The organism is Candidatus Zixiibacteriota bacterium (genome assembly GCA_016933955.1).
In the GTDB taxonomy this organism is placed as follows: domain Bacteria; phylum Zixibacteria; class MSB-5A5; order GN15; family PGXB01; genus JAFGTT01.
In genome coordinates this window covers 178327-198416 of sequence record JAFGTT010000019.1, presented here as the reverse complement: position 1 = coordinate 198416, position 20090 = coordinate 178327, and the positions used below count along the sequence as shown (strand labels likewise).

Annotated in this window: 18 protein-coding genes and 1 tRNA gene; 6 read left to right on the top strand and 13 right to left on the bottom strand. The window is 46.4% G+C overall.

The features are described 5' to 3' along the window. Positions 1-268: 268 nt before the first annotated feature. The 4 genes from JXQ28_07470 to JXQ28_07455 form a co-directional block, all read right to left on the bottom strand. Positions 269-342, bottom strand: a tRNA-Met gene (locus JXQ28_07470). A gap of 67 nt (positions 343-409) precedes the next feature. Continuing rightward, positions 410-1204 (bottom strand): DUF116 domain-containing protein, encoded by a 795-nt coding sequence (locus tag JXQ28_07465; protein MBN2277569.1) that lies wholly within the window; start codon positions 1202-1204, stop codon positions 410-412. A 708-nt stretch (positions 1205-1912) separates the two neighbouring features. After that, entirely contained in the window at positions 1913-2479 is a 567-nt protein-coding gene (locus JXQ28_07460; protein MBN2277568.1) for a hypothetical protein, read from the bottom strand. A 14-nt stretch (positions 2480-2493) separates the two neighbouring features. Continuing rightward, entirely contained in the window at positions 2494-3027 is a 534-nt protein-coding gene (locus JXQ28_07455) for an outer membrane beta-barrel protein (GenBank protein MBN2277567.1), read from the bottom strand. Between the two features lie 360 nt (positions 3028-3387). On the opposite strand from JXQ28_07455, the gene JXQ28_07450 reads away from it, so the two are divergent. From JXQ28_07450 to speE, 4 genes are read left to right on the top strand one after another with little or no spacing between them, the layout of a single operon-like run. Further along, complete coding sequence (locus JXQ28_07450) at positions 3388-3930, top strand: helix-turn-helix transcriptional regulator (protein ID MBN2277566.1); 543 nt, start codon at positions 3388-3390, stop codon at positions 3928-3930. 36 nt (positions 3931-3966) lie between these two features. After that, positions 3967-4380 (top strand): S-adenosylmethionine decarboxylase proenzyme, encoded by a 414-nt coding sequence (locus JXQ28_07445; protein ID MBN2277565.1) that lies wholly within the window; start codon positions 3967-3969, stop codon positions 4378-4380. Between the two features lie 20 nt (positions 4381-4400). Then, a complete protein-coding gene (locus JXQ28_07440; protein MBN2277564.1) occupies positions 4401-5564 on the top strand; it encodes a type III PLP-dependent enzyme in 1164 nt (387 codons plus the stop codon). Positions 5565-5607: 43 nt separating this feature from the next. Further along, positions 5608-6462, top strand: coding sequence for a polyamine aminopropyltransferase (gene speE / locus JXQ28_07435; protein ID MBN2277563.1), 855 nt, complete (start codon positions 5608-5610; stop codon positions 6460-6462). Between the two features lie 117 nt (positions 6463-6579). On the opposite strand, the gene JXQ28_07430 is transcribed toward speE, so the two are convergent. From JXQ28_07430 to JXQ28_07405, 6 genes are all read right to left on the bottom strand, one after another. After that, positions 6580-7365 (bottom strand): class I SAM-dependent methyltransferase, encoded by a 786-nt coding sequence (locus tag JXQ28_07430; protein MBN2277562.1) that lies wholly within the window; start codon positions 7363-7365, stop codon positions 6580-6582. A gap of 78 nt (positions 7366-7443) precedes the next feature. Further along, entirely contained in the window at positions 7444-8202 is a 759-nt protein-coding gene (locus tag JXQ28_07425) for a DUF4412 domain-containing protein (GenBank protein ID MBN2277561.1), read from the bottom strand. A 209-nt stretch (positions 8203-8411) separates the two neighbouring features. After that, on the bottom strand, positions 8412-8978 hold the full coding sequence (locus JXQ28_07420) for a LemA family protein (protein MBN2277560.1): 567 nt from the start codon (positions 8976-8978) through the stop codon (positions 8412-8414). Positions 8979-8990: 12 nt separating this feature from the next. Beyond that, positions 8991-9830, bottom strand: coding sequence for a hypothetical protein (locus JXQ28_07415; protein MBN2277559.1), 840 nt, complete (start codon positions 9828-9830; stop codon positions 8991-8993). A gap of 152 nt (positions 9831-9982) precedes the next feature. After that, on the bottom strand, positions 9983-11785 hold the full coding sequence (locus JXQ28_07410) for an OmpA family protein (protein ID MBN2277558.1): 1803 nt from the start codon (positions 11783-11785) through the stop codon (positions 9983-9985). A 211-nt stretch (positions 11786-11996) separates the two neighbouring features. Next, on the bottom strand, positions 11997-12767 hold the full coding sequence (locus JXQ28_07405; GenBank protein MBN2277557.1) for a hypothetical protein: 771 nt from the start codon (positions 12765-12767) through the stop codon (positions 11997-11999). A 193-nt stretch (positions 12768-12960) separates the two neighbouring features. On the opposite strand from JXQ28_07405, the gene JXQ28_07400 reads away from it, so the two are divergent. Beyond that, complete coding sequence (locus tag JXQ28_07400; GenBank protein MBN2277556.1) at positions 12961-14160, top strand: glycosyltransferase; 1200 nt, start codon at positions 12961-12963, stop codon at positions 14158-14160. A gap of 1 nt (position 14161) precedes the next feature. Here the strand turns inward: JXQ28_07400 and mazG are convergent, their stop codons facing one another. Beyond that, positions 14162-14935 (bottom strand): nucleoside triphosphate pyrophosphohydrolase, encoded by a 774-nt coding sequence (gene mazG / locus JXQ28_07395; protein ID MBN2277555.1) that lies wholly within the window; start codon positions 14933-14935, stop codon positions 14162-14164. A gap of 156 nt (positions 14936-15091) precedes the next feature. Here mazG and JXQ28_07390 point away from each other — a divergent pair, with 156 nt between their 5' ends. Then, complete coding sequence (locus JXQ28_07390) at positions 15092-17761, top strand: valine--tRNA ligase (GenBank protein MBN2277554.1); 2670 nt, start codon at positions 15092-15094, stop codon at positions 17759-17761. Between the two features lie 99 nt (positions 17762-17860). On the opposite strand, the gene JXQ28_07385 is transcribed toward JXQ28_07390, so the two are convergent. Next, the gene (locus tag JXQ28_07385) at positions 17861-18316 is read right to left on the bottom strand and encodes a hypothetical protein (GenBank protein MBN2277553.1); all 456 of its coding nucleotides are present in this window, start codon (positions 18314-18316) and stop codon (positions 17861-17863) included. A 290-nt stretch (positions 18317-18606) separates the two neighbouring features. Further along, the gene (locus tag JXQ28_07380) at positions 18607-20019 is read right to left on the bottom strand and encodes a sigma-54-dependent Fis family transcriptional regulator (GenBank protein MBN2277552.1); all 1413 of its coding nucleotides are present in this window, start codon (positions 20017-20019) and stop codon (positions 18607-18609) included. Positions 20020-20090: the final 71 nt, after the last annotated feature.

Below are 20090 nucleotides of genomic sequence, written 5' to 3'. Positions count from 1 at the left end.
TTTACTGAGGAAACGAACCCATTTTACGGCATCCTCAATTATTACACCGTATAAAAAAATAATCTGGAGGAGGAAACGAACCCATTTCATGGCCTATCCCAAATCGAGGTGCCCCGCCGCTTGCGGTGGGAAAAATTCCGGCGGACAAAACGAACCCATTTTGACAGAGATTAAAATTGTATTTATGAGAAAAATAGAGATATAAAGGACTCCAACCCGCGTTTCGGAATCCCCCGATCGATATATTTCTGAAAGTACCAATAAAAAATAGCGGTGCAGGGACTTGAACCCCGGACACGCGGATTATGATTCCGCTGCTCTAACCAACTGAGCTACACCGCCATCTATTACAGAAGGTCACAAATTTAATATATATTCGGAAATTGTCAAGGAGAATCAATATGACCCTTCAATCCAGGCAGTTGCGGATCGCCTCCTCGACCGAATCCAGGTTGACACAGGTGTTTTTGCATGGCCCCTCGGGACGCTTGTTGGGAAACCCGATCACCGGAATATGAGTGTTGACCTCCCGGAACCCGGACAGAAGATCGCGTTCGCAGGCAATCGCGATAATTATCCGCGGCCGAAGCTCCTTGATCTTGAGCCTGGCCTCGGTCCCCCCTCCGACCGTGAACATGTTGAACCCGTAATTGTCGCGCATCTCACGCAACCGGCGAAAATTATCCTTGGTCAAACACCGCGGCAAAAGCACCAGAAGACGCTCCGGAACCGTTTTCAACGACCGCGAACCAAGAAAAATATTATTGATTTTCAGAAAGGAGTTGGTCAGCCGATCGCGCGAAACACCGAAAAATTTCCCGACCGCCAGGACAATCGAAAGAAGCCGGTTGACCATCTGGGGGATAAAAATCATGCGGGTGATCGGCCGCTGAAGAACGGCCGCCGTCACGAAAAACAACAGCCACAATATCAGAATCCCGCTGAATACCAGAAACGCCGCCGAGAAAAGTCGGGCCACCGCCGACCCGAGCGAGATCAATCTCGGGTAGATCAGCCACAAAAACAACCCCGCTGTGATGATTATAAACAGGGTCGAAATAATGGCTAACCCCAGAAAAACCCGCCAATCGGTCTCGGTCGATTCGGTATTACTCCGGCCGTCCCAGTCCAGCCACTCGTCACCGAGTTTGCGGTCTTTCATATGTTCCCGGGTGTTTTCCGCCGTCATAATTCCATTATACATTCTGTCGGGTCCGTCGTCAATATCGCCTTTTGGTAATTATACGCCGATTTACTGCCGAACCGGTAAATCCCCCGCAGATTTTATCCGATTTTTGGAGACGAAACAGACTGCATACGCCATTGAAATGACATATCAATGGACCATAGCGGCGGGAAATGATGTTCTTCGCTGTTATTCACGATATCGGAGCACTTCCATAAGCGCCTGTCAAACAAAAGCAAAGCCCCTGAATCCAATGAGCTTAAGGGCTTCATAAAAGAAAAGGAGCTTCACCCTCACTATGAAGCTCCTTCATCCCCACCTCAGATACCCTTCACCGCCATACTATTATGTAAAGAGTAACTAACTTCGAAGATTAATAATAACAACTCCCATGCCAACGATGTTCAATAGTTGACCAATCGGCTTCAACATATTGACAAACAATGTCTTACAGCGAATCTTATCGACGCCTTGCCAGAAAATTCGTAATAAATTCAACGCACAAACTGCGCCATACTTCAGACAACTATTTCACTCCAAACGCAACATATTATTATATAGAGATTTACGTTCGACAATTCCTGCGCCGCCGGAAATGCGGAAGATGGTAATCTTGCTTCAAATATTCAGACCTGGGTGATTTATAATGAAGACCTTCCCCCTAAAATGAAAAGGGGGCCAAAAATCTTGCCCCCCTTAAAGAACAACAGCTTCTCGGGAAATTTATCAAAGGGTGCTGAAAGTCACCGTAACAATAACCGTAGCCGAATCAACCTGGATCTTAAACGGCGCCTCACGGGTTATTCCAAAAACCGTAAAGGTCCCCTGTTCGGCATAATATTTCAGGCTGTCGATATTGGTCAAATGCTCCAGCGAGGCGTTCCAGTCGATATAAGTAGTTGTCCCCGATGGAACCTCGAGATTTTGCACAATCAGAGTGGTGTTGTCCTCCACCTCCTCGATGGTCGTATAAATATCCGTTTCCAATGGGGCGATATAAAGCTCCCCGGTGAGGGTGTACGAGGAATCGATCTGCACCGTATCGGTCAGCCAGAGCTCGAATCCGACATTGTCGATATTCTTGATCTGGTCACGGTGATCCTTCCAGACATCTTCATCCGTCAGATCAACCTGGAAATAATAAACATCACCGGAAACGCTTATATCGCCGCCGTCGATATGGAAATCAATCACGGTAGTGCCGCTGATCAGCGATGAGCATCCCAGGGCAACCAGAAGGACCAGGCAGGTGGATATCAGGCTTAAAATAAGTATCTTAAATTTTTTCATCATAACCCACCACCTCCTTAATATCCGAAATAATAGTTAAGACCGCCAGCCACAGCCGCCGATTTTTTGGTTCCCCCGCCCTCGGAGCTGATAATATCGAGTTTCCCCCTCAGGTCGACGCCGACACTCTCGGAAATACCCAGTTCGAAACCAAATCCCGTCGACCAACCCAACTTCTTGGTATCATCATCATAATCCCGGGCGACAGAATAATATCCCGCTCCGACAATGCCGTACATTCTCAGTCCAAGGACCCCCATACCGGCCCCCAGAAGGGCATCGATGCCGAATGAAGTGACCTTGGAGCCGGGCCTGGTGCCGAAATCGAAACTGGCATCGCCGAATTTCGCAAAATTAATATTGGGTTCCAGCACCAATCCCGGAATAACGCTGACTTTGGCCTTGAAGCCATAGATCGTCCCTGATCCCTGATCCTCCTGTGCCACCGGGATATTAATCCCGCCAATAGCCCCGATTCCCAGTTGGGTGGCCTGTGCGACTGGCACGGCCAGCAGGGCGGCCAGGAGAGTTAAAAGAAGAATTTTTCGCATGCCGCCTCCGTTTTGAACATATCTTTTAATTGATTATAATATTTTAAGTTACACAATCAGGGGGGGCCTCGTCAAGAGCTTTTGTTAAAGTCCCGGCGTTATTTCTTCATTTCCCCTCAATTTTTTTTATTTTTTTTGCTTCATGGCTATTTTCATTAAAAATTGTTTAACAAACCGTAACTTAAAAAATAGTAAACTGTTACCGAAGCATTAATTGAGATACAACTCCATCCTTGGGCAGTATTTTTATATTATGGCCGATAAAGTAAGCCGGTCGACCAATATTTGACTTGACATTTTTGTAACATTGCTTAAAATTGGCTTGCTTTATTAAACTTTTTATAGGCTTTAATTAAACTAATGAGAATCGAGATAGGCAATAAGATCAAGGCATTGCGACTGGCTTCGGAATTAACCCAATCCGAACTGGCCGCCCGGGCCCGGCTCACCAAGGGATTTATTTCCCAGGTGGAGCGCGATCAGACTTCCATCTCGCTGGATTCCCTGCTGGATATCCTGGATGCGCTCGGCGTTTCGATAACCGAATTCTTCGGCGACCTCGGCCAGTCACCCAAAGTGTTTGCCCCCAGGGACCGGATTCAGATGTCGGAAAAAGGCGTCAAAAATTTCGAGATTCTCATTCCGGGCAGTACCAACAATCTGATGGATGCCATTATGATTGATCTGGCCCCGGGAGACAAAATGACCGAGGACTCGCCTCATTCGGGCGAGGAATTCGGTTATGTTCTATCCGGAACACTGACCCTTATTATCGGGAAAAAAGTCTATAAGGTGCCGCCTCGTCATTGCTTTTATTTCGAGGCCGATCAGGCACATCAATTCATCAACAGGGGCAGATCCGCGGTGCGTCTGCTCTGGATTACTTCGCCACCTCAAATGTAGCGGATTAACCCTTTTGAATGGAGGGAGGGATTTAATATGAAAATACTCGGTCGTCATCTAATCGCAGAATTGTCCGATTGCAACAACGGGCATCTGAACGATCAGCATCTCCTTGAAAAGGCCATGAAAGATGCGGCCAGGATATCGGGAGCCACTGTTGTCGAGGCGGTATTTCATCGTTATAATCCCCAGGGGATTTCCGGTATTGTCGTTATTGCGGAGTCACATCTATCCATTCATACCTGGCCCGAGTATGGTTATGCCGCGGTGGATTGCTTCACCTGCGGTTCCAGTGTCGATCCATGGAAGGGTCTGGCTCATTTGAAAAAGGCGCTCGGATGTCAATCCATGAAGGTCGATGAAATAAAGCGGGGAATGCCTTCCAGTGTCGATGAAACAATCGCGCATAAGACCTTCGGCACCTCCCCGATAGCCGTTAACAGCGAATAGAGTTATCAACGGGGGAAGATATGATCAAGGCAATTAATGTCCATCGGCCTGATCGCATCTCGCGGCTTCGCGGTCTGGAATATCGGACCGTCAGAAGTCTGGTTGCCGACCGAAATTTAAAAACACCGCTGTTGATATTATCGCGATCCGAAATAAGAAGCGGCTTGGATAGATTATCTAAAGCATTACCGGGCGTTAATGTTCATTATGCCGTCAAATCCAATAATCATGAGGCTATCTTAAAGGAAGTCGTCGCCGCCGGACACGGTTTTGATGTGGCCTCATCCGATGAACTCAATCAGATTATCCGGGCCGGCGGGCAACCGGATCAGGCCATCCATTCTCACCCCATTAAAGCACCCTCGGAAATACGGGCGGCTTTTGATATGGGAGCCCGGATATTTGTGGTGGACAATCCCGATGAAATCGAGAAATTCAGGCCGTATACCGGAAAGGTGAAACTACTGGTACGTTTCAAGGTGGAGGACAGCCAGGCAGTCGTTAATCTTTCTTATAAGTTCGGCTGTGAACCGAATGACGTACCTGCCCTGGTGGAAAAAATATCGCGCCTCAAGCTGGATTTTTACGGCGTGACTTTCCATGTCGGTAGCCAGTGTGTCAAAAACGATATTTATATAAAGGCGGTCGAGGCGGCCGGAGATATTATTTCCCGGTTGACGCAATCGGGATATGTGATCCGTTTGCTTGATATTGGCGGCGGTTTTCCGGTTCCTTACACCAGTCGGGTTTTATCCATCGGGGAATTTTGCCGGCCGATTAATCGGGCCCTGAGGAAAAGAATCCCGCCGGAAATACGGTTGGCTTGTGAACCGGGACGATTTGTCTCCGCACCGGCCGTTACCCTGGTATCCTCGGTGATCGGCAAATCGAAGCGTTCCGGCAGAAACTGGTATTTTCTCGACGATGGCTTATATGGTTCATTTTCCGGCCGACTTTACGACCATGGTGAGTATCGGGTGTTGACTAACCGTAACACCACCTGGAAACGTTCTGTCCTGGCGGGACCGACCTGCGATTCTTTCGACGTGATTTATAAAGATATTATTCTGCCTCCTCTTAATCTGGGGGACCTGTTAATGTTTCCGGCCATGGGAGCTTATTGCTCCGTATCGGCCACGAATTTTAACTCCTTAAGAAAGGCCGAATACATTGTTATCGACTAAGAAAAAAACCGCGGTTCCGGAGAATTATATCATTGAAACCTCGATGGAAAACCTGTGGAATGTCTGGTTCACCGAACTTCACCTGGGCAACAGCGGTCTGACCATTAAAGTCAAAAGTCTGGTCGAATCGACCCATTCCAAATTTCAGCGGATCGATGTTCTCGACACCGAAGATTTCGGCAAGATGCTGGTGCTCTATGGTTCGATCATGGTGGCCGAGAGGGACCTTGATGCCTATAATGAGATGTTGACGCATGTTTCTTTGTTCACCCATCCCCGTCCCGAGAATGTCCTGATTATAGGTGGCGGCGACGGCGGTGCCATGACCAATGTTATGAAGCACCCCGAGGTTAAAAAGGCAACAATGTGCGAGATCGACCGCAAGGTGGTGGAAGTCAGCCGCCGCCATTTCCCCAAAATCACGGATGGACTTAAGGATCCGCGATGCCGGATTGTATATCACGACGGTAAGGATTTTATCAATAAAACCAGAGATAAATTCGATATAATCCTGCTGGATTTATCCGATCCGATCGGTCCCGCGGCGGAGTTGTTCCAGAAGCAATTTCATCGGAAAGTCTTTGGGCGGCTAAATAAAGACGGCATTATGGTGGCCCAGTCGGAATCACCCTATTACAACCCGGTCACGGTCAAACAGATGTACAAAAATCTCCGCGAGATTTTCCCGATTGTCCGGATGTACACCGCCCATGTGCCCATCTATCCCTCATGCTACTGGTCTTTCGCCTTCTGCTCCAGGAAGTACGATCCTATTGATGATTTTGACAGCAGGCGCTATGGAAAACTGAGGTTAAAAAATAACTATTACAATGCCGAAGTACACCTTGGCTCATTCCTGCTCCCGGAATACGTGAAGGAATTGATTGGTGATAAATAATTTATAATGATAATTATTCGTTTGGCTGTTGATTAATAACTTAACGGCGGAATCTTATCCGCCGTTTTTATTTTGATAAATACTTTGTGATTGAGGGACCGTTCAAAAATACCAGGATCACCCGCTTTTTTCAGCAATAATAACCATCGAGCGGGAGTCCGGTGTCAGCTTGGCGCCGGAATAATTTCCATACAGGGCGAAAACCCCGAGACCGACTGATCGCAAAGAATCGGCTATTTCTTCGGGAGTGTACAATCGATATGATATTTTAAATGAGATTTTTCCGTCAGGGCCGAAGAAAAATCTTTTTCTTGTTACGCGCTTATTCTCCGGTGAATATTCAGTCGTTTGTATTAAATATCCGGTATCTTCAGTGTTATATTTTTCTTCCTCAGCCAGATGATTTAAGGCATAGTCTTTGTTCCAGAAATCAAGCAGTAACCGGCCCCTGTCTTTCAATACCCGGCACATTTCCTTTAATACCGATTGATTCCCGATATCATCGAAATAACCAAAACTGCCAAAGAGCGATAAAACCCAGTTGAAAGTCTCGGCATAAAAAGGTAGATGACTCATATTGCCACGGACAAAGGAGACATCCAAATTACGCTTCATATTCTCCGACTGACCGATCTTAAGAAGCGTTGCAGAATAATCACAGCCAATCGGTTTGTACCCGCGTTTTTTCAATTCAAAACAATGCCGGCCCTGACCACACCCCAAATCGAGAATAAGATCATCTGACGAAAAATTGCATAGTCGTATTAATTCATTGGTTTCTTTAGCGGAACGTTCCGGAGTGAGAGCCCTGAAAAAGGGGGTTTTGACATAGGATTCTTCAAAATAGGCCCGGTGTTCATTGCAATATCCGGATATATTGAATCTATTCGATAAATTATCCATTTGAAGTATAAATGGTACTGGTTTTCAGGCAAAAAGAGACTGCCGGATGTTATTCATCCGGCAGCCCTGAAGGAAATATTATTTACCGCCCATCCCGGGCATGGCGATATCGCTTTTTTGGTAACCTTCCGGTAATTCATAGATTCCGGCCGGGGGATCCATTTCCTTTATATCGATAACCTGCATTACGCTGGTAGCCTCGGCACCCATCATCTTGGTTGTGTTGAGAGTTTTGATCGGCAGACCTTTGATCTTCTTCATCTCCTCAATCATCTGGTCATATCCCGGCATAATAGCTTTAAAGGAATTGGTCAGATTCATGAACATATCATAGTCGAGCTTAACCTCATCGGTCGCCCAGATCACCATATCCGAGGAACCCATACCCATCGCAACTTTAACATCATATTTCTTGCAGTTCCACTTATCGATTTTCTGGGTTTCTTCGGTGGGGGTAACGGTGACGGTCATTTTCATCATGGCCATCATACCCTGCATCATCTTCTTGGCCTCTTCATTATCCCCCATCATCTTATCAAAATCGCCAAGATCTTCCAGGGCTATTTCCGTGTAGGCTTTATGTTTGTGATCAATCATATAGACGGCGTTTTTATCCATCCGCATGATCACCGTGGCGGTGTCGCCATTATCGGTGCGGGCTCGATCCTTGCCCAGCCAGACCGTTGATGTATCCGAACCGGCCGGCACTTTCTGGCCCATCATTTCAAAGGCGCCTCGTTCATTAACCTGCTTGATCATCGTATCGGCACTGACCAAAGCCGGCCCGACCAGCAACAGAGTCGCCATAACCGCAATAACCCAACCTTTGAGTTTCATTTTGCCTCCTGCATGATTAGTGGTTTATTATAGCTAACGTATCTCGATTTCCCCAAATTTTGAATTCACCTTACCGGAAGGAATATTAGTCCGGTTATTGACATAAGTCAATTAAAAAGACACCAGCCTTCTATGAGATTATGCGTTTGATATCAGGAGCTATCACTTATCATAAGCTCGGATTGGCTCATAGATATTGTCCACGCCTTTTAAAATTTTATTTCGACATCGGCTCGATCCGATTCGGCTGTCTGGAACAGCTCTTTTCTGGTATATCCCAGCATCCGGGCTATAAACATATCGGGAATTTGTTCAATCCGAATATTGAAAGTATTGACCGAATCGTTATAGAACTCGCGCCGGTCGGCAATCTGATTTTCTATTTCGCTTATCCGCATTTGAAACTGCTGGAAACTTTCATTAGCCTTTAATTCCGGATAATTTTCCGCGACCGCAAACAGGGTTTTAAGTGCCCCCGCTATCATCCCGTCGGCTTTAGCCTTATCGGCCACCGACTGAGCATTCATGAAGGCCGTCCGGGCCTCGGTCACTTTGGTCAGGACCTTCTCTTCATATTGCATATAGCCCTTGACAGTGTTAAGCAGTTTGGTCAATTCATCATGACGCTGTTTTAAAAGAACATCGATATTGCTCCAGGCCTTATTTATATTGTTTTTCAACCGCACCAGGCTGTTGTAAATGGCAATAAAATACCCGATGATAACTATAATCAGCAGTGCCAGCGCGATTATGGCGATAATCAGCAAGGTTCCCATCTAAAATCTCCTTTATACGATACCCGTAATTTTCAGAAACATTATGACTCCGACTATAAAAAAGATACTGCCGAATATTAAAGCCACCAGCATCGATTTTTTCAATTCCTTGAGGACCCCCATCTCTTCTCGATCGGATATAATAAAGGTTTTCTCATTCTCCCCTTTTTTTATAAGGACCTCCTGAGGAACGTTACGATTATTGGCGGCCGTGCCCAGTAGAAAAAGGGTATCCCCCGGTTCGATATAATACTCAAGGAAACGCCGATCTCCGACGCGGGTCATTTTAAGTCCGGTTCGTTGACTCAGAGGTCGGAGATCCATGACCTCAATTTCCGCCAGCCCGGACATATCCTTGCCATCCCAGTGCCTTAAGGCCTTGACCAGATTACCGATCCCCCCGAAACCAGCCAGAAGGCCCTGTTTTTCAAGGTAAAATCCCTTATTCTTGGTGATGTATGTTTCGGCCCCATGAGGATCGACATAAACCTCCCCGGTATCGTCTTTGGCCATAAAGGGAATCCCTTTATCACCCCAGGCGACCGTATCCCAGCGATGCTCCGTGCGCCGGTTTTTGCCGCTTCCCGATGTATGCTGACGGTACTCCTCAATTTCGTACTTATAGTAAACGCAATCCGTTTTGGAAAAGGGAGTTTTGATCAGGTTATTTTCAAAACAGGCAATGGTGCCGTGGATTTCAACAATCCCCATCGCCATCGACCTGATTTTGGAGCGGGGAGTATCTTTGATAATCAGGTATGTCTTCAGCTTGAAAAACCCCAGCATGGCCACCAACGCTCCCACCATGGTGAAAATTGCAGCTATTAAATAGTGTTGCGTCTCGGTCTGCATGTTTCTATTTACCTTTTTATTCCCCCGGCCATAACATTTTTGACATATTTGAGAGAATCAATTATTTATAGTCCGATATACCGGGGATTAATACCCAATATTCAAAAGGGGCGCCTTTTTAAGCGCCCCTTTTCGGAGCCATAACAATCGGATTATATTTTGACCAATTCCACCCGGCGATTGTTGGCTTTGCCCTCAGCGGAATTGTTGGTATCGATCGGTTTGGTTTCGCCCCATCCTTTGGCCTCAAGACGGTCGGCGCTGATACCAAATTCGTTGACCAGGTAGGTACGGACAGATTCGGCCCTCTTCTGAGACAGATTGGCATTGTAATCATCCGCACCATCGCTGTCGGTATGTCCCTCGATCGACAACCGGAGATTGGCATCCGCCTGCAGTAATTCGCCGATTTCCTGGAGAGTCTTATACGAACTGCCTTTGATCTTATGCGAATCGACATCAAACAAAATGCCATGCGTGACTATTCGACCAGTTTCATCAAGTTGCTCACGCATTGATTTACCGCCTTCGGCGAAACGAAAACCGCGAAATAAAACCGGGTTTTCCGGGTCATTGTAAGGCCGATGATGAATACGGAATCCGACCGGTTTGAAGCCTTCCACTTTGGGAACATTGGCCACTCGTTCTTCGTCGAAATAACATTTGATAGATCTTGAAGTGGCCATGATTCTCATTATATGGGATCCCTTGGCAGGTCTTTGCGAGAGCGCTTTGTCAGCCAGAGTACTGCCGTTGATTTCCAGCCAGGTCGCATCGCCACCATAAAAACCAAAACAGCCAATATTCTCACCATACTCATTAACCCAGTATATATAATGATAATTCCCCGACTGATCAGGACCATTATCATAAAATTCATACTCGACGGTGTACTGCTCGGGCAGCGGACCCTCGGGGATTTTGGGTCGGATATTACCATCGTCCGTTGCCAGAATCCAGAATTCATTGCCCAGTTTCGCGACTTCATAAACGCCATTATCAAGATTCCAGCGATACGGGAATTCCCCTTCCTCTTCACCCTTCATATCATCGTAAAAGATAACTTTATCGCCCGGAATAAAATCGTATCTGGTGTACAACTTCATATCCTCAGCCACGGCGGCGGTAGTCACGGCGGCCGAAGCGGCCCCGCCCGGTGTTCCCGCTGGAGTCGAGGCTGTCATCTGCTGACCCCCGGTTCCCGTTCCTCCCTGATCACCATACTGCTTGGTATACTGGTTGTTCCCCTGGTAACGGAAATATTCTTCCGGCGTTTCTTTAGCGATTTCTTCAACCGCTTTTCCAAGAACCTCTCTTATGGCGCCCTCCATCGGCTCGTTGGCATAAACACCCAGCGCCCCGGCCAAAGCGATATCTTTGGTCCAGCCGCCGCCGACCCCGCCGACTTTCCAGCTGGTCGCCTTGCCTTCGAGAGACATGGCTTTGATTATCCTCCGCGTTCGAATATCATACATCTTCAAATCCATGAGGATCTTGGCTTCCTTCTTACTCGCGCCCAGAGCTCCAAAGGCTTTCTTCTTGAGACCGCCGATACCGCCACCGACTCCAGATGCATCCGGCTCAAAACCGGTGATGGCTCCGGCCACCAGAATATCGGCCCCTTCCATCAACCCCTTGTCAGCCCCGCGGCCTTCCTCGACATATTCCGATTCGCCGAAATCGATTTCATCGATCAACTCATCGACTTCCTCTTTACCGGCCAGAACGATGAACTTGTCATGCTGGGCCAGAGCCGTTGACAGCATCTCCCCCATGGATTCAGCGACTTCCCATGAGCAGCCTTCGGCCTTATCCTTGATGGTACCGACCGTGATACGGGCTTTATTGCCCTGATATCCGACTTTTTCACTGATATCAGCTGCGGCAACACCGAACAGAAATATCACGATAATCGGTAACATGAAAAACACGCGAACATTGCTTGAACCAAACATAAGATACTCCCTTGGTAAATTAAATAGGCTTTAATCCCTTATATCTGATTGGATATACAATTGTGTCAGAGAATATATGTCCGCTAAATAATGTCCGCAACTATATTTTCAAATTCCATTTCCATTAAAATCGGGTTTCTCAGGATGGCTATCCCAAAAAAAGGCCCTGTTTTTAACACAGGGCCCTTTTGAAAAGCTATTCTGGAATCATTTATTCCATTCCAGGCAGACCTTCCTGTTTGGTATAGCCTTCCGGAATAGTGTAAGTCCCGGCCGGAGCATCGCCTTCACGGACTTCCAGCATTTCATTGGAAGCCTTGATAATATTTCCCATCATATTGATAGAAATATCACTGGCCACACTCACGCCTTTCACTTTCTTCATTTCCTCCATGGCTTCCTGGAAACCGGGGAATTGAGCCATCATGGAATGAGTCAGTTTATTGAACATTTCATAATCGACTTTTATTTCATCACTTGCCCATAAATCCATGGTCATTTTCATCATTCCCATATCCATGGTGACAATATACTTTTTGGTATTCCAGACTTTAATTTTTTTGGTTTCCTCGGTGGGTTCCACAGTAGCGGTAATTTTCATCTGGGCCATCATACCTTTCATCATTTCAGCCATGGCCGCGGCTTCCTCATCTCCGCTACTCTCGGCATCCAGCATTTTGGAAATATCTCCCAGGGCGTCAAGAGGCATTTCATAATAAACGCTGTCCTGATGATCGATCATATACATCGCATTCTGATCCGCCAGCATAATTACTGACATGGTATCGCCTTGATCGGTCCGGGCCCGACCGGAACCAATCCAGGTGGTCGAGGTGTCAATCGTAGGCTCGACTTTCTGGCCCATCATCTCGAAACCCTCGGTCCTGGCTACCTGCTTCATCATGGTATCGGCGCTCACCAAACCCGGTATGGCCATTACTATTAAAAGAACCAAACCGATTTTCCAGTTTCTTGTCCTCATGAGGATTCTCCTTTTAATTTTCAACCCCTTGCCTGTTATCCATATTCCCGACTAAAAGATGGTGCATTGTAGCATAATTAATTAATGAAGTCAATACCAAAGGCCAGGATTCCCACCCCTGCAACACATACGGGGAAACAGCCAATTCCACTATAATATTGCCCCTTGTTGATTTTCTGCTTATTATATATTGATGTTTGAGTTCCCCAAAATAATCTTGGTTTTCCTGGCCGTTGACTGGCCGTCTTTTACCCAGAAAGATTTTTTGATAGCGCTGGCGGGGCCGACCGCTGAGGCGGGAAGCGTGGTCGTGGCGGTCAACCGCCCGCTTTGCCCGCTGACTACCCTGGTCAAAAAGCCATTTCGAGCCGGTGAACTTCTATCCCGTCCAAAGCTTGACAAAATATCAGAAAACCTGTTTTTATACAGCCCCAAATATTTCATTCATGATTTCCTGGCCGTAAATTCATCCTGGCTGAAATATCTCAACCAGGCGGCCATCAGGAGAAGTTATATTTACTTATGCCGAAAACTCGGGGTCACGGAATCCAATCCGGTGGTCTGGTTTTATTATCCGCGCCAGGGGTGGGTTACCGAACTATTCCCTAAGAATTTCAATATTTATGAAATCTATGATAATATTTCGGATATATATGGCAACGAAAACGAGACTGATAATGGCCTTGAACATCAGTTACGAAACCGGGTTCACTTGTTAATAACCACCTCTAAAAGACTTCATGATAAATATGGGCAACATTATTGTAAGGCCATATATATGGGAAATGGACTATCGCGCGGTCATTATTTAAACCTGATCGGCGATGATACAAATATCAATCCTGCTATTGCCAGAATCGATCCTCCCCGGATAGGTTACGCCGGCGCTATATCCAACCGTCTGGACTGGAATCTGATAGCAGGAATGGCCAAGGCCCGGCCGAATTGGAATTTTATCTTCGCCGGTCAAATTCATGATCAATCGATCATCGGGAAAATGGCCGTATATACCAACATCCATTTCACGGGTGCCTTTGAACATAATACGATGCCGCGTATTCTGCGCGGATTTGATATCGGTCTGCTTCCTTATCTTGATACCGAGTTCTTCCGATATCTTAATCCCCTCAAGTTTTATGAATATGCCGCGGCAGGTCTGCCAGCAGTTTCGTCACCAATCCCCGAATTGGAACAGTTTCCCGGCGATCTTATCCGCGTTGTCAATAATGACATCGAATCATGGTTGACCGCCATAGAGATACAACGGGCAACTGATCGCCAAAAAGCAAAAGATATTGGACGAGAAATCGCTGGAAATCATATCTGGGAAGATATGGCCGCCGAATTGTTCGCCGAGATTATTCGAATCCAAACCGCATATATGACGGTTTAATTCATTTTCTCTTAGCCTCCTGCCACCAGGTTTCTAATTCTTCAAGAGTGAAGTCATCAAAAGACCGCCCGGAACGGTGAACCTGCTCTTCGATATAATTAAAACGCTTTTGAAATTTCTTCAGGGTTCGATTCAAAGCCTGTTCGGGATTAATTTCCATTTTTCTGGCCAGTGAAGATATGGCAAAAAGCAGATCACCGATCTCGTCTTCCAGTCCTTTTTTATTGTTGCTTTTAAATTCCGCTTCGAGTTCGGTGATCTCTTCCCTGATTTTATCCATTACTTCCCCGGCATTCTTCCAGTCAAACCCGACCCCGCCGGCCTTTTCACCAAACCGGAAAGCCTTAACCAGAGCTGGAGCCGATTTGGGAATACCATTTATCACTGATTTTTTTTCGCCGGATTCGATTTTGACTTTTTCCCATTGATCTCGGACTTCCCGGGGAGTAAGATTCTTCTTTTCCCCGAAAACATGGGGATGGCGATTGATCAGTTTTTCATTGACACAGTTTATCGAATCGTCGATATCAAACCGGCCGCCTTCCTCCGCCAACTGGCAATGGAAAACGATCTGGCACATCAGATCACCCAATTCCTCCTTAAGGTCCTCCTGGTTTTCATTCTCAATTGCTTCAACCACCTCGTAAGTTTCCTCAATCAGGTATGGCAGGAGAGATTTATGGGTCTGTTTGCGGTCCCAGTTACATCCTCCCGGCCCCCTGAGGGTGGCCATTATTTCGCGCAATTTATTAAAAGGCATGATATTATGTGACATATCAAAATAACCCTTTCCAAATTAAGCAATATGTCGATAATATCGTATAATACCGAAACCATACGCCGAAATAAAGAATTATTATGGATTGAGCCGACTTGACAAACGAGATAAAGGGCGGTATTATTTCATCTTTTGGAAGAAGAAAAATTACTTATGGAAGCCAACAGCAAGAATAAGCAAAAAGCTCAGCCTTATGATCCCAGGGCGGTCGAAGAACGTCTGCTCGGCGTTTGGCTGAATTCGGGATATTTTAAAGGTAATGTTAACAAGGATCGGGAACCATATTCGATCGTCATCCCGCCCCCCAATGTCACCGATATCCTTCATCTTGGCCACGCTCTCAATAATACCATTCAGGATATCTTGATCCGGCAGAAAAGGATGTCAGGGTTTGAGGCCGAATGGGTCCCGGGGGCCGATCATGCCGGAATCGCCACGCAGGTTATTGTCGAAAAACTGCTTCGCAAAGAGGGGACAACCCGCCGGGAATTGGGAAGGGAGAAATTTCTGGAAAGAACCAGGGAGTTGGCCTATCGCAATAAGGACTATATTCTCAACCAGTTGAAAAAAATAGGCTGTTCATGTGACTGGGAACGGACCCGCTTTACCATCGATGAATCTCTGTCCCGGGCAGTTATGAGAGTTTTTATTCATCTTTATAATAAAGACCTCATTTACCGCGGACACAGGATCGTTAACTGGTGCCCCTCATGCCAGACATCTCTATCCGACGATGAAGTCGAGCACGAGGGAAAAGAAGGTCACCTGTGGTATATTAGGTATAAGCTGAAGGGCAGTGATCAATATCTGACCGTAGCGACCACTCGCCCCGAAACCATGCTCGGCGATACCGCCCTGGCGGTTAATCCTAAAGATATGAAGTTCAAGAAATTCGTCGGCAAGACCGCTATTCTGCCTATCCTTGAGCGGGAACTTCCAATTATCGCCGATACCTATGTGGATCCTGAATTCGGCACCGGGGTGGTTAAAATTACTCCGGCTCATGACCCCAATGATTTCGAAATCGGCAAACGCCATGATTTGGAAGAGATTAATATCCTGAACAATGATGGAACCCTGAACGTCGAAGCCGGTAAATTCAAAGGTCTGGATCGCTACGAGGCCCGCAAAAAGCTGGTTAAGGAACTTGAGAAAAAGGGCCATCTGGAAAAAATTGAAAAATATGATCTCTCGGTCGGAACCTGTTATCGTTGCCATCAGGAAATCGAGCCGTATCTCTCGGATCAATGGTTTGTCCGAATGTCCCAGCTGGCCCAGCCGGCCATCGACGCCATGAAAAAGGGCGAATTACGCTTCCATCCCGATTACTGGTCGAAAACGTATCTCCACTGGATGGAAAATATCCGTGACTGGTGTATCTCGCGTCAGCTCTGGTGGGGTCACCGGATTCCGGTTTATTATTGTGAAGCCTGCGGGGAAGTGATGGTCAGGGAAACCGTCCCGGATAAATGCACCAAATGTGAAAGTCCCCGGATTGTCCAGGACGAGGATGTTCTCGATACCTGGTTTTCCTCATGGCTGTGGCCGTTTTCGGTCTTCGGATGGCCGGAAAAGACACCTCTCCTGGAATATTTCTATCCAACCAGAGTCCTGGTGACCGCTTCGGAAATCATTTTCCTCTGGGTGGCCCGAATGGTTATGGCCGGCTATGAATTCGTTGGCAAGATCCCTTTTAACGATGTCTATATACACGGGACGGTTCGGGACGCCAACGGAATAAAAATGTCAAAATCTCTTGGTAACGGAATTGACCCACTGGAAATTATTGACACCTATGGCGCCGATGCCCTGAGAATTTCCCTGGTTCTGGCCACTCCGGATGGACAGGATCCCTGGATTTCCAAGAATACTTTTGAGATCGGCCGCAACTTCATAAATAAGCTCTACCAGGTTTCAAGATTCGTGATGATGCGTACTGATGGTCAGCAGTTCAATCTGAACTCGGTTCCCGAAAAGGATCTCATTCTGGTTGATAAATGGATATTGTCGCGGCTGGAACGGACAATCGAGATAACCAACCGCAGTATCAACGAGTTTAAACTATCGGCGGCAACCAAAAATCTCTATAGTTTCACTTGGAATGATTTCTGTTCCTGGTACATCGAACTGATCAAACCGGATCACCCGGATCAGCCGATTCGGGAGACCTCGCTTCATGTCGCCTATTATGTCCTGGATAAAATCCTGAAACTGCTGCATCCTTTCATCCCCTTCGTAACCGAGGAAATAAATCTGAAACTCAAAGAGATTTTCCCGGCCAAGGAGAAAACTCTGGTCTTTGGTCCCTGGCCGGAAGCAACCCGGAAGTTCAAGGATGAAAATCTGGAACAATCATTCGAGTCGATTCAGGCGGTGGTCAATGCGGTTCGATCGATCCGGGCGGAGATGAATGTCCCGCCGGGTAAGCGGTCCGATTTGCATGTCCGTATTACCAAAACCGAAACCGGCCGACTGCTTGAAACCTACCAGGATTTCTTCCGTAGCCTGGCCAAAATCGACAAATTGATTATCGGCGAGGATATAAAAAAGCCCGGACTATCGGCTTCCGCCATCATTTCCGGAGCGGAAATTTTCCTCCCTCTCAAAGGGCTGATTAATATTGAGTCGGAAAAAAACAGACTTGAAAAGGAACTGCAAAATCTTAAAACGCAACTGGAAAAGATTTCCAAGAAATTGGCTAATCCGGATTTTCTGAAAAACGCCCCCGATGATGTCGTGGATCGCGAAAAATCCAAGAAAACCGATATCGAGGAACGGGTCGAAAAGCTCAACAGCAATTTGGAACAACTGCTGGGCTGGTAAACCTGGCAGCCGGATTAGCTCAGGACAGCCTTCAATCCGATTAAATCCCATAAAAAAACCGCCTCATGGGCGGTTTTAATATTTGATTTAAAATGTCGCCTATTCTTCCATAAATTCATCAAGATAACTGGCTACCGAACGAGCCCCGGCGGCATCGGGAAATGAGGAAATCTCGGTGGGAACCAGATAATCGGCCGGCTTCTGGAAATAATCTGAACAAAACTCATTGATAGTCCGATTGACCCGGCGAACAACTGCCTCGGCTCCCTGACGGGATGTCTCCGGCATAAGCAATCCAATCTTAAGTCGTCCCGAATTCGATATAGAATCCACTTCTCTGATTGATCGTTTCAGAATGCCATTCAAGTTATTAAGGAATGACTTTCTATCTTCTATACTGGCTAACGCACCATTGCCGGCCAGATCCAATATGGGACCGACATTAAAAATGGCCAGGGACAGAAAAATGCGGTACCGTTCCGCTCTTTTCAGTTCGTAATGAATCCGGGATGCGAAAGCACATCCGTCGCTGTATGTTGTGAAATTAGTTCTCATAATCCGGTAATCAACGCTGCCAATAATTTATAATTCCTATTGTTGCCATAACACAGCAATTTCTATTCCATTGAACCAAACTTGACTGTTAATAGTTCCTTATAAAAAATTCAACAACCCCGGCCAACAAAAAAATCATTCAACTGCTTGAATAATATGATAATAAAAAAATGAATGTGGACTATACAACCCACTATAAGTTATCCACATCCAACGACTGCGCAACATGTTGCAGATTAAATGAATGCCAATGCGGAAGATGTTATAAATCGGTCACACTCTGGAGATGATCACTTCACGCTGTTTAGATTGTATTCTTTAATTTTATAAAGCAATGATCGATAGCTGATTTCAAGGAGATCCGAGGCTTTCCGCCTGTTCCAGTTAGTTTTATTTAAAACTTCGCTGATCAGTTTCTTCTCTTCCAGGGCAATAGCATAGCCAACTCTTTTTTTCAAAGAATATGAATTGGCAATTCCGGGATCCTGATAAGCCGCCGGGCTCGCGGTATCGATCCCGGACCCGACCGGTTTGGATAATCCCGATAACAGCAAATCGTTGACAATCTGTTCATCACCCCTTACCACCACCTGTTTGATAAAGTTTTCCAGTTGACGGACATTACCCGGCCATGAAAAATCGATCAGGGCTGAAATGGTCTCAGGAGACAATGAGGGGTATTCTTTCTGGTAGAGAATGTTGTAACGATCAAGAAAATGACTGATCAGAAGCGGGATATCCTCCCGCCTTTCCCTTAGCGGCGGAAGAAATATGGTAATTTCATTTAGGCGATAGAATAAGTCATCGCGGAAATGTTGACGGCGGATGGCATCCTCGAGATTTTTGTTGGTAGCGCAAATTATTCTGACATCAACATGGATATTGTTTATCCCGCCAACCCGAACAAATTCCTGCTGCTCCAGCACCTGCAGTAATTTGGACTGCAATTCCAGTGGCATATCACCGATTTCGTCAAGAAAAATAGTTCCTTTGTTGGCCACTTCAAACCGTCCCGGCTTGGTCTTATGAGCACCGGTAAAGGCCCCTTTCTCATAGCCGAACAATTCTGCCTCAAGAAGATCGCGAGGGATAGCGGCGCAGTTGACCTTGGTAAACTGCTCATCGGCCCGACCGGAAAGAGAATGCAACATATGGGCCACGATTTCTTTGCCGGTCCCGGATTCGCCTCTGATCAGAACGGTCAATTCGGAACCTGCGACCTGCTCAATAAGGCCCTTAACCTGTAACATCTTGTGTGAATCGCCGACAAAACTATCATATTGACTTCGGGATTTAAGCTCGGTCTTAAGGCTTTTAACCTCGGATTTAAGTTTGGCCTTCTCCAGAACAGCCTGAATATGTATTTCGACTTCCTTGACATCAAAAGGTTTATTGATAAATTCTGCGGCCCCGAGATGCATTGACTGAACAATGTTTTTGGTCTCCCCATGACCGGAAAGCATTATAACTTCCGGCCGCGCCGGCAATTTGTTGAGCTTTTCAAGAACCTCAAGTCCGTTCATCCCCGGCATCTTAATATCAAGAAGAATCAGGACCGGTTTCTCGGTCGATACCATCTGGATGCCTTCAATACCATCCCTGGCCGAAACAAATTCATAACTTGAAGACAACCCTTCACCCAGTATCCAGGCGACTTTGGGGTCATCGTCAATAATTAATATTTTTGTCTTTTCTTTAATCATCGTCTAACAGTCTATTATTTACCTATTTATCGTCATGGACATAAAAAAAATCAACTGTTTTCAGTAATTTT

Excerpts from the sequence above, each read along its gene's own strand:
- JXQ28_07465 (MBN2277569.1), bottom strand. The coding sequence starts at position 1,204 with ATGTATAATGGAATTATGACGGCGGAAAACACCCGGGAACATATGAAA.
- JXQ28_07460 (MBN2277568.1), bottom strand. The coding sequence starts at position 2,479 with ATGATGAAAAAATTTAAGATACTTATTTTAAGCCTGATATCCACCTGC.
- JXQ28_07455 (MBN2277567.1), bottom strand. The coding sequence starts at position 3,027 with ATGCGAAAAATTCTTCTTTTAACTCTCCTGGCCGCCCTGCTGGCCGTG.
- JXQ28_07450 (MBN2277566.1), top strand. The coding sequence starts at position 3,388 with ATGAGAATCGAGATAGGCAATAAGATCAAGGCATTGCGACTGGCTTCG.
- JXQ28_07445 (MBN2277565.1), top strand. The coding sequence starts at position 3,967 with ATGAAAATACTCGGTCGTCATCTAATCGCAGAATTGTCCGATTGCAAC.
- JXQ28_07440 (MBN2277564.1), top strand. The coding sequence starts at position 4,401 with ATGATCAAGGCAATTAATGTCCATCGGCCTGATCGCATCTCGCGGCTT.
- speE (MBN2277563.1), top strand. The coding sequence starts at position 5,608 with ATGGAAAACCTGTGGAATGTCTGGTTCACCGAACTTCACCTGGGCAAC.
- JXQ28_07430 (MBN2277562.1), bottom strand. The coding sequence starts at position 7,365 with ATGGATAATTTATCGAATAGATTCAATATATCCGGATATTGCAATGAA.
- JXQ28_07425 (MBN2277561.1), bottom strand. The coding sequence starts at position 8,202 with ATGAAACTCAAAGGTTGGGTTATTGCGGTTATGGCGACTCTGTTGCTG.
- JXQ28_07420 (MBN2277560.1), bottom strand. The coding sequence starts at position 8,978 with ATGGGAACCTTGCTGATTATCGCCATAATCGCGCTGGCACTGCTGATT.
- JXQ28_07415 (MBN2277559.1), bottom strand. The coding sequence starts at position 9,830 with ATGCAGACCGAGACGCAACACTATTTAATAGCTGCAATTTTCACCATG.
- JXQ28_07410 (MBN2277558.1), bottom strand. The coding sequence starts at position 11,785 with ATGTTTGGTTCAAGCAATGTTCGCGTGTTTTTCATGTTACCGATTATC.
- JXQ28_07405 (MBN2277557.1), bottom strand. The coding sequence starts at position 12,767 with ATGAGGACAAGAAACTGGAAAATCGGTTTGGTTCTTTTAATAGTAATG.
- JXQ28_07400 (MBN2277556.1), top strand. The coding sequence starts at position 12,961 with ATGTTTGAGTTCCCCAAAATAATCTTGGTTTTCCTGGCCGTTGACTGG.
- mazG (MBN2277555.1), bottom strand. The coding sequence starts at position 14,935 with ATGTCACATAATATCATGCCTTTTAATAAATTGCGCGAAATAATGGCC.
- JXQ28_07390 (MBN2277554.1), top strand. The coding sequence starts at position 15,092 with ATGGAAGCCAACAGCAAGAATAAGCAAAAAGCTCAGCCTTATGATCCC.
- JXQ28_07385 (MBN2277553.1), bottom strand. The coding sequence starts at position 18,316 with ATGAGAACTAATTTCACAACATACAGCGACGGATGTGCTTTCGCATCC.
- JXQ28_07380 (MBN2277552.1), bottom strand. The coding sequence starts at position 20,019 with ATGATTAAAGAAAAGACAAAAATATTAATTATTGACGATGACCCCAAA.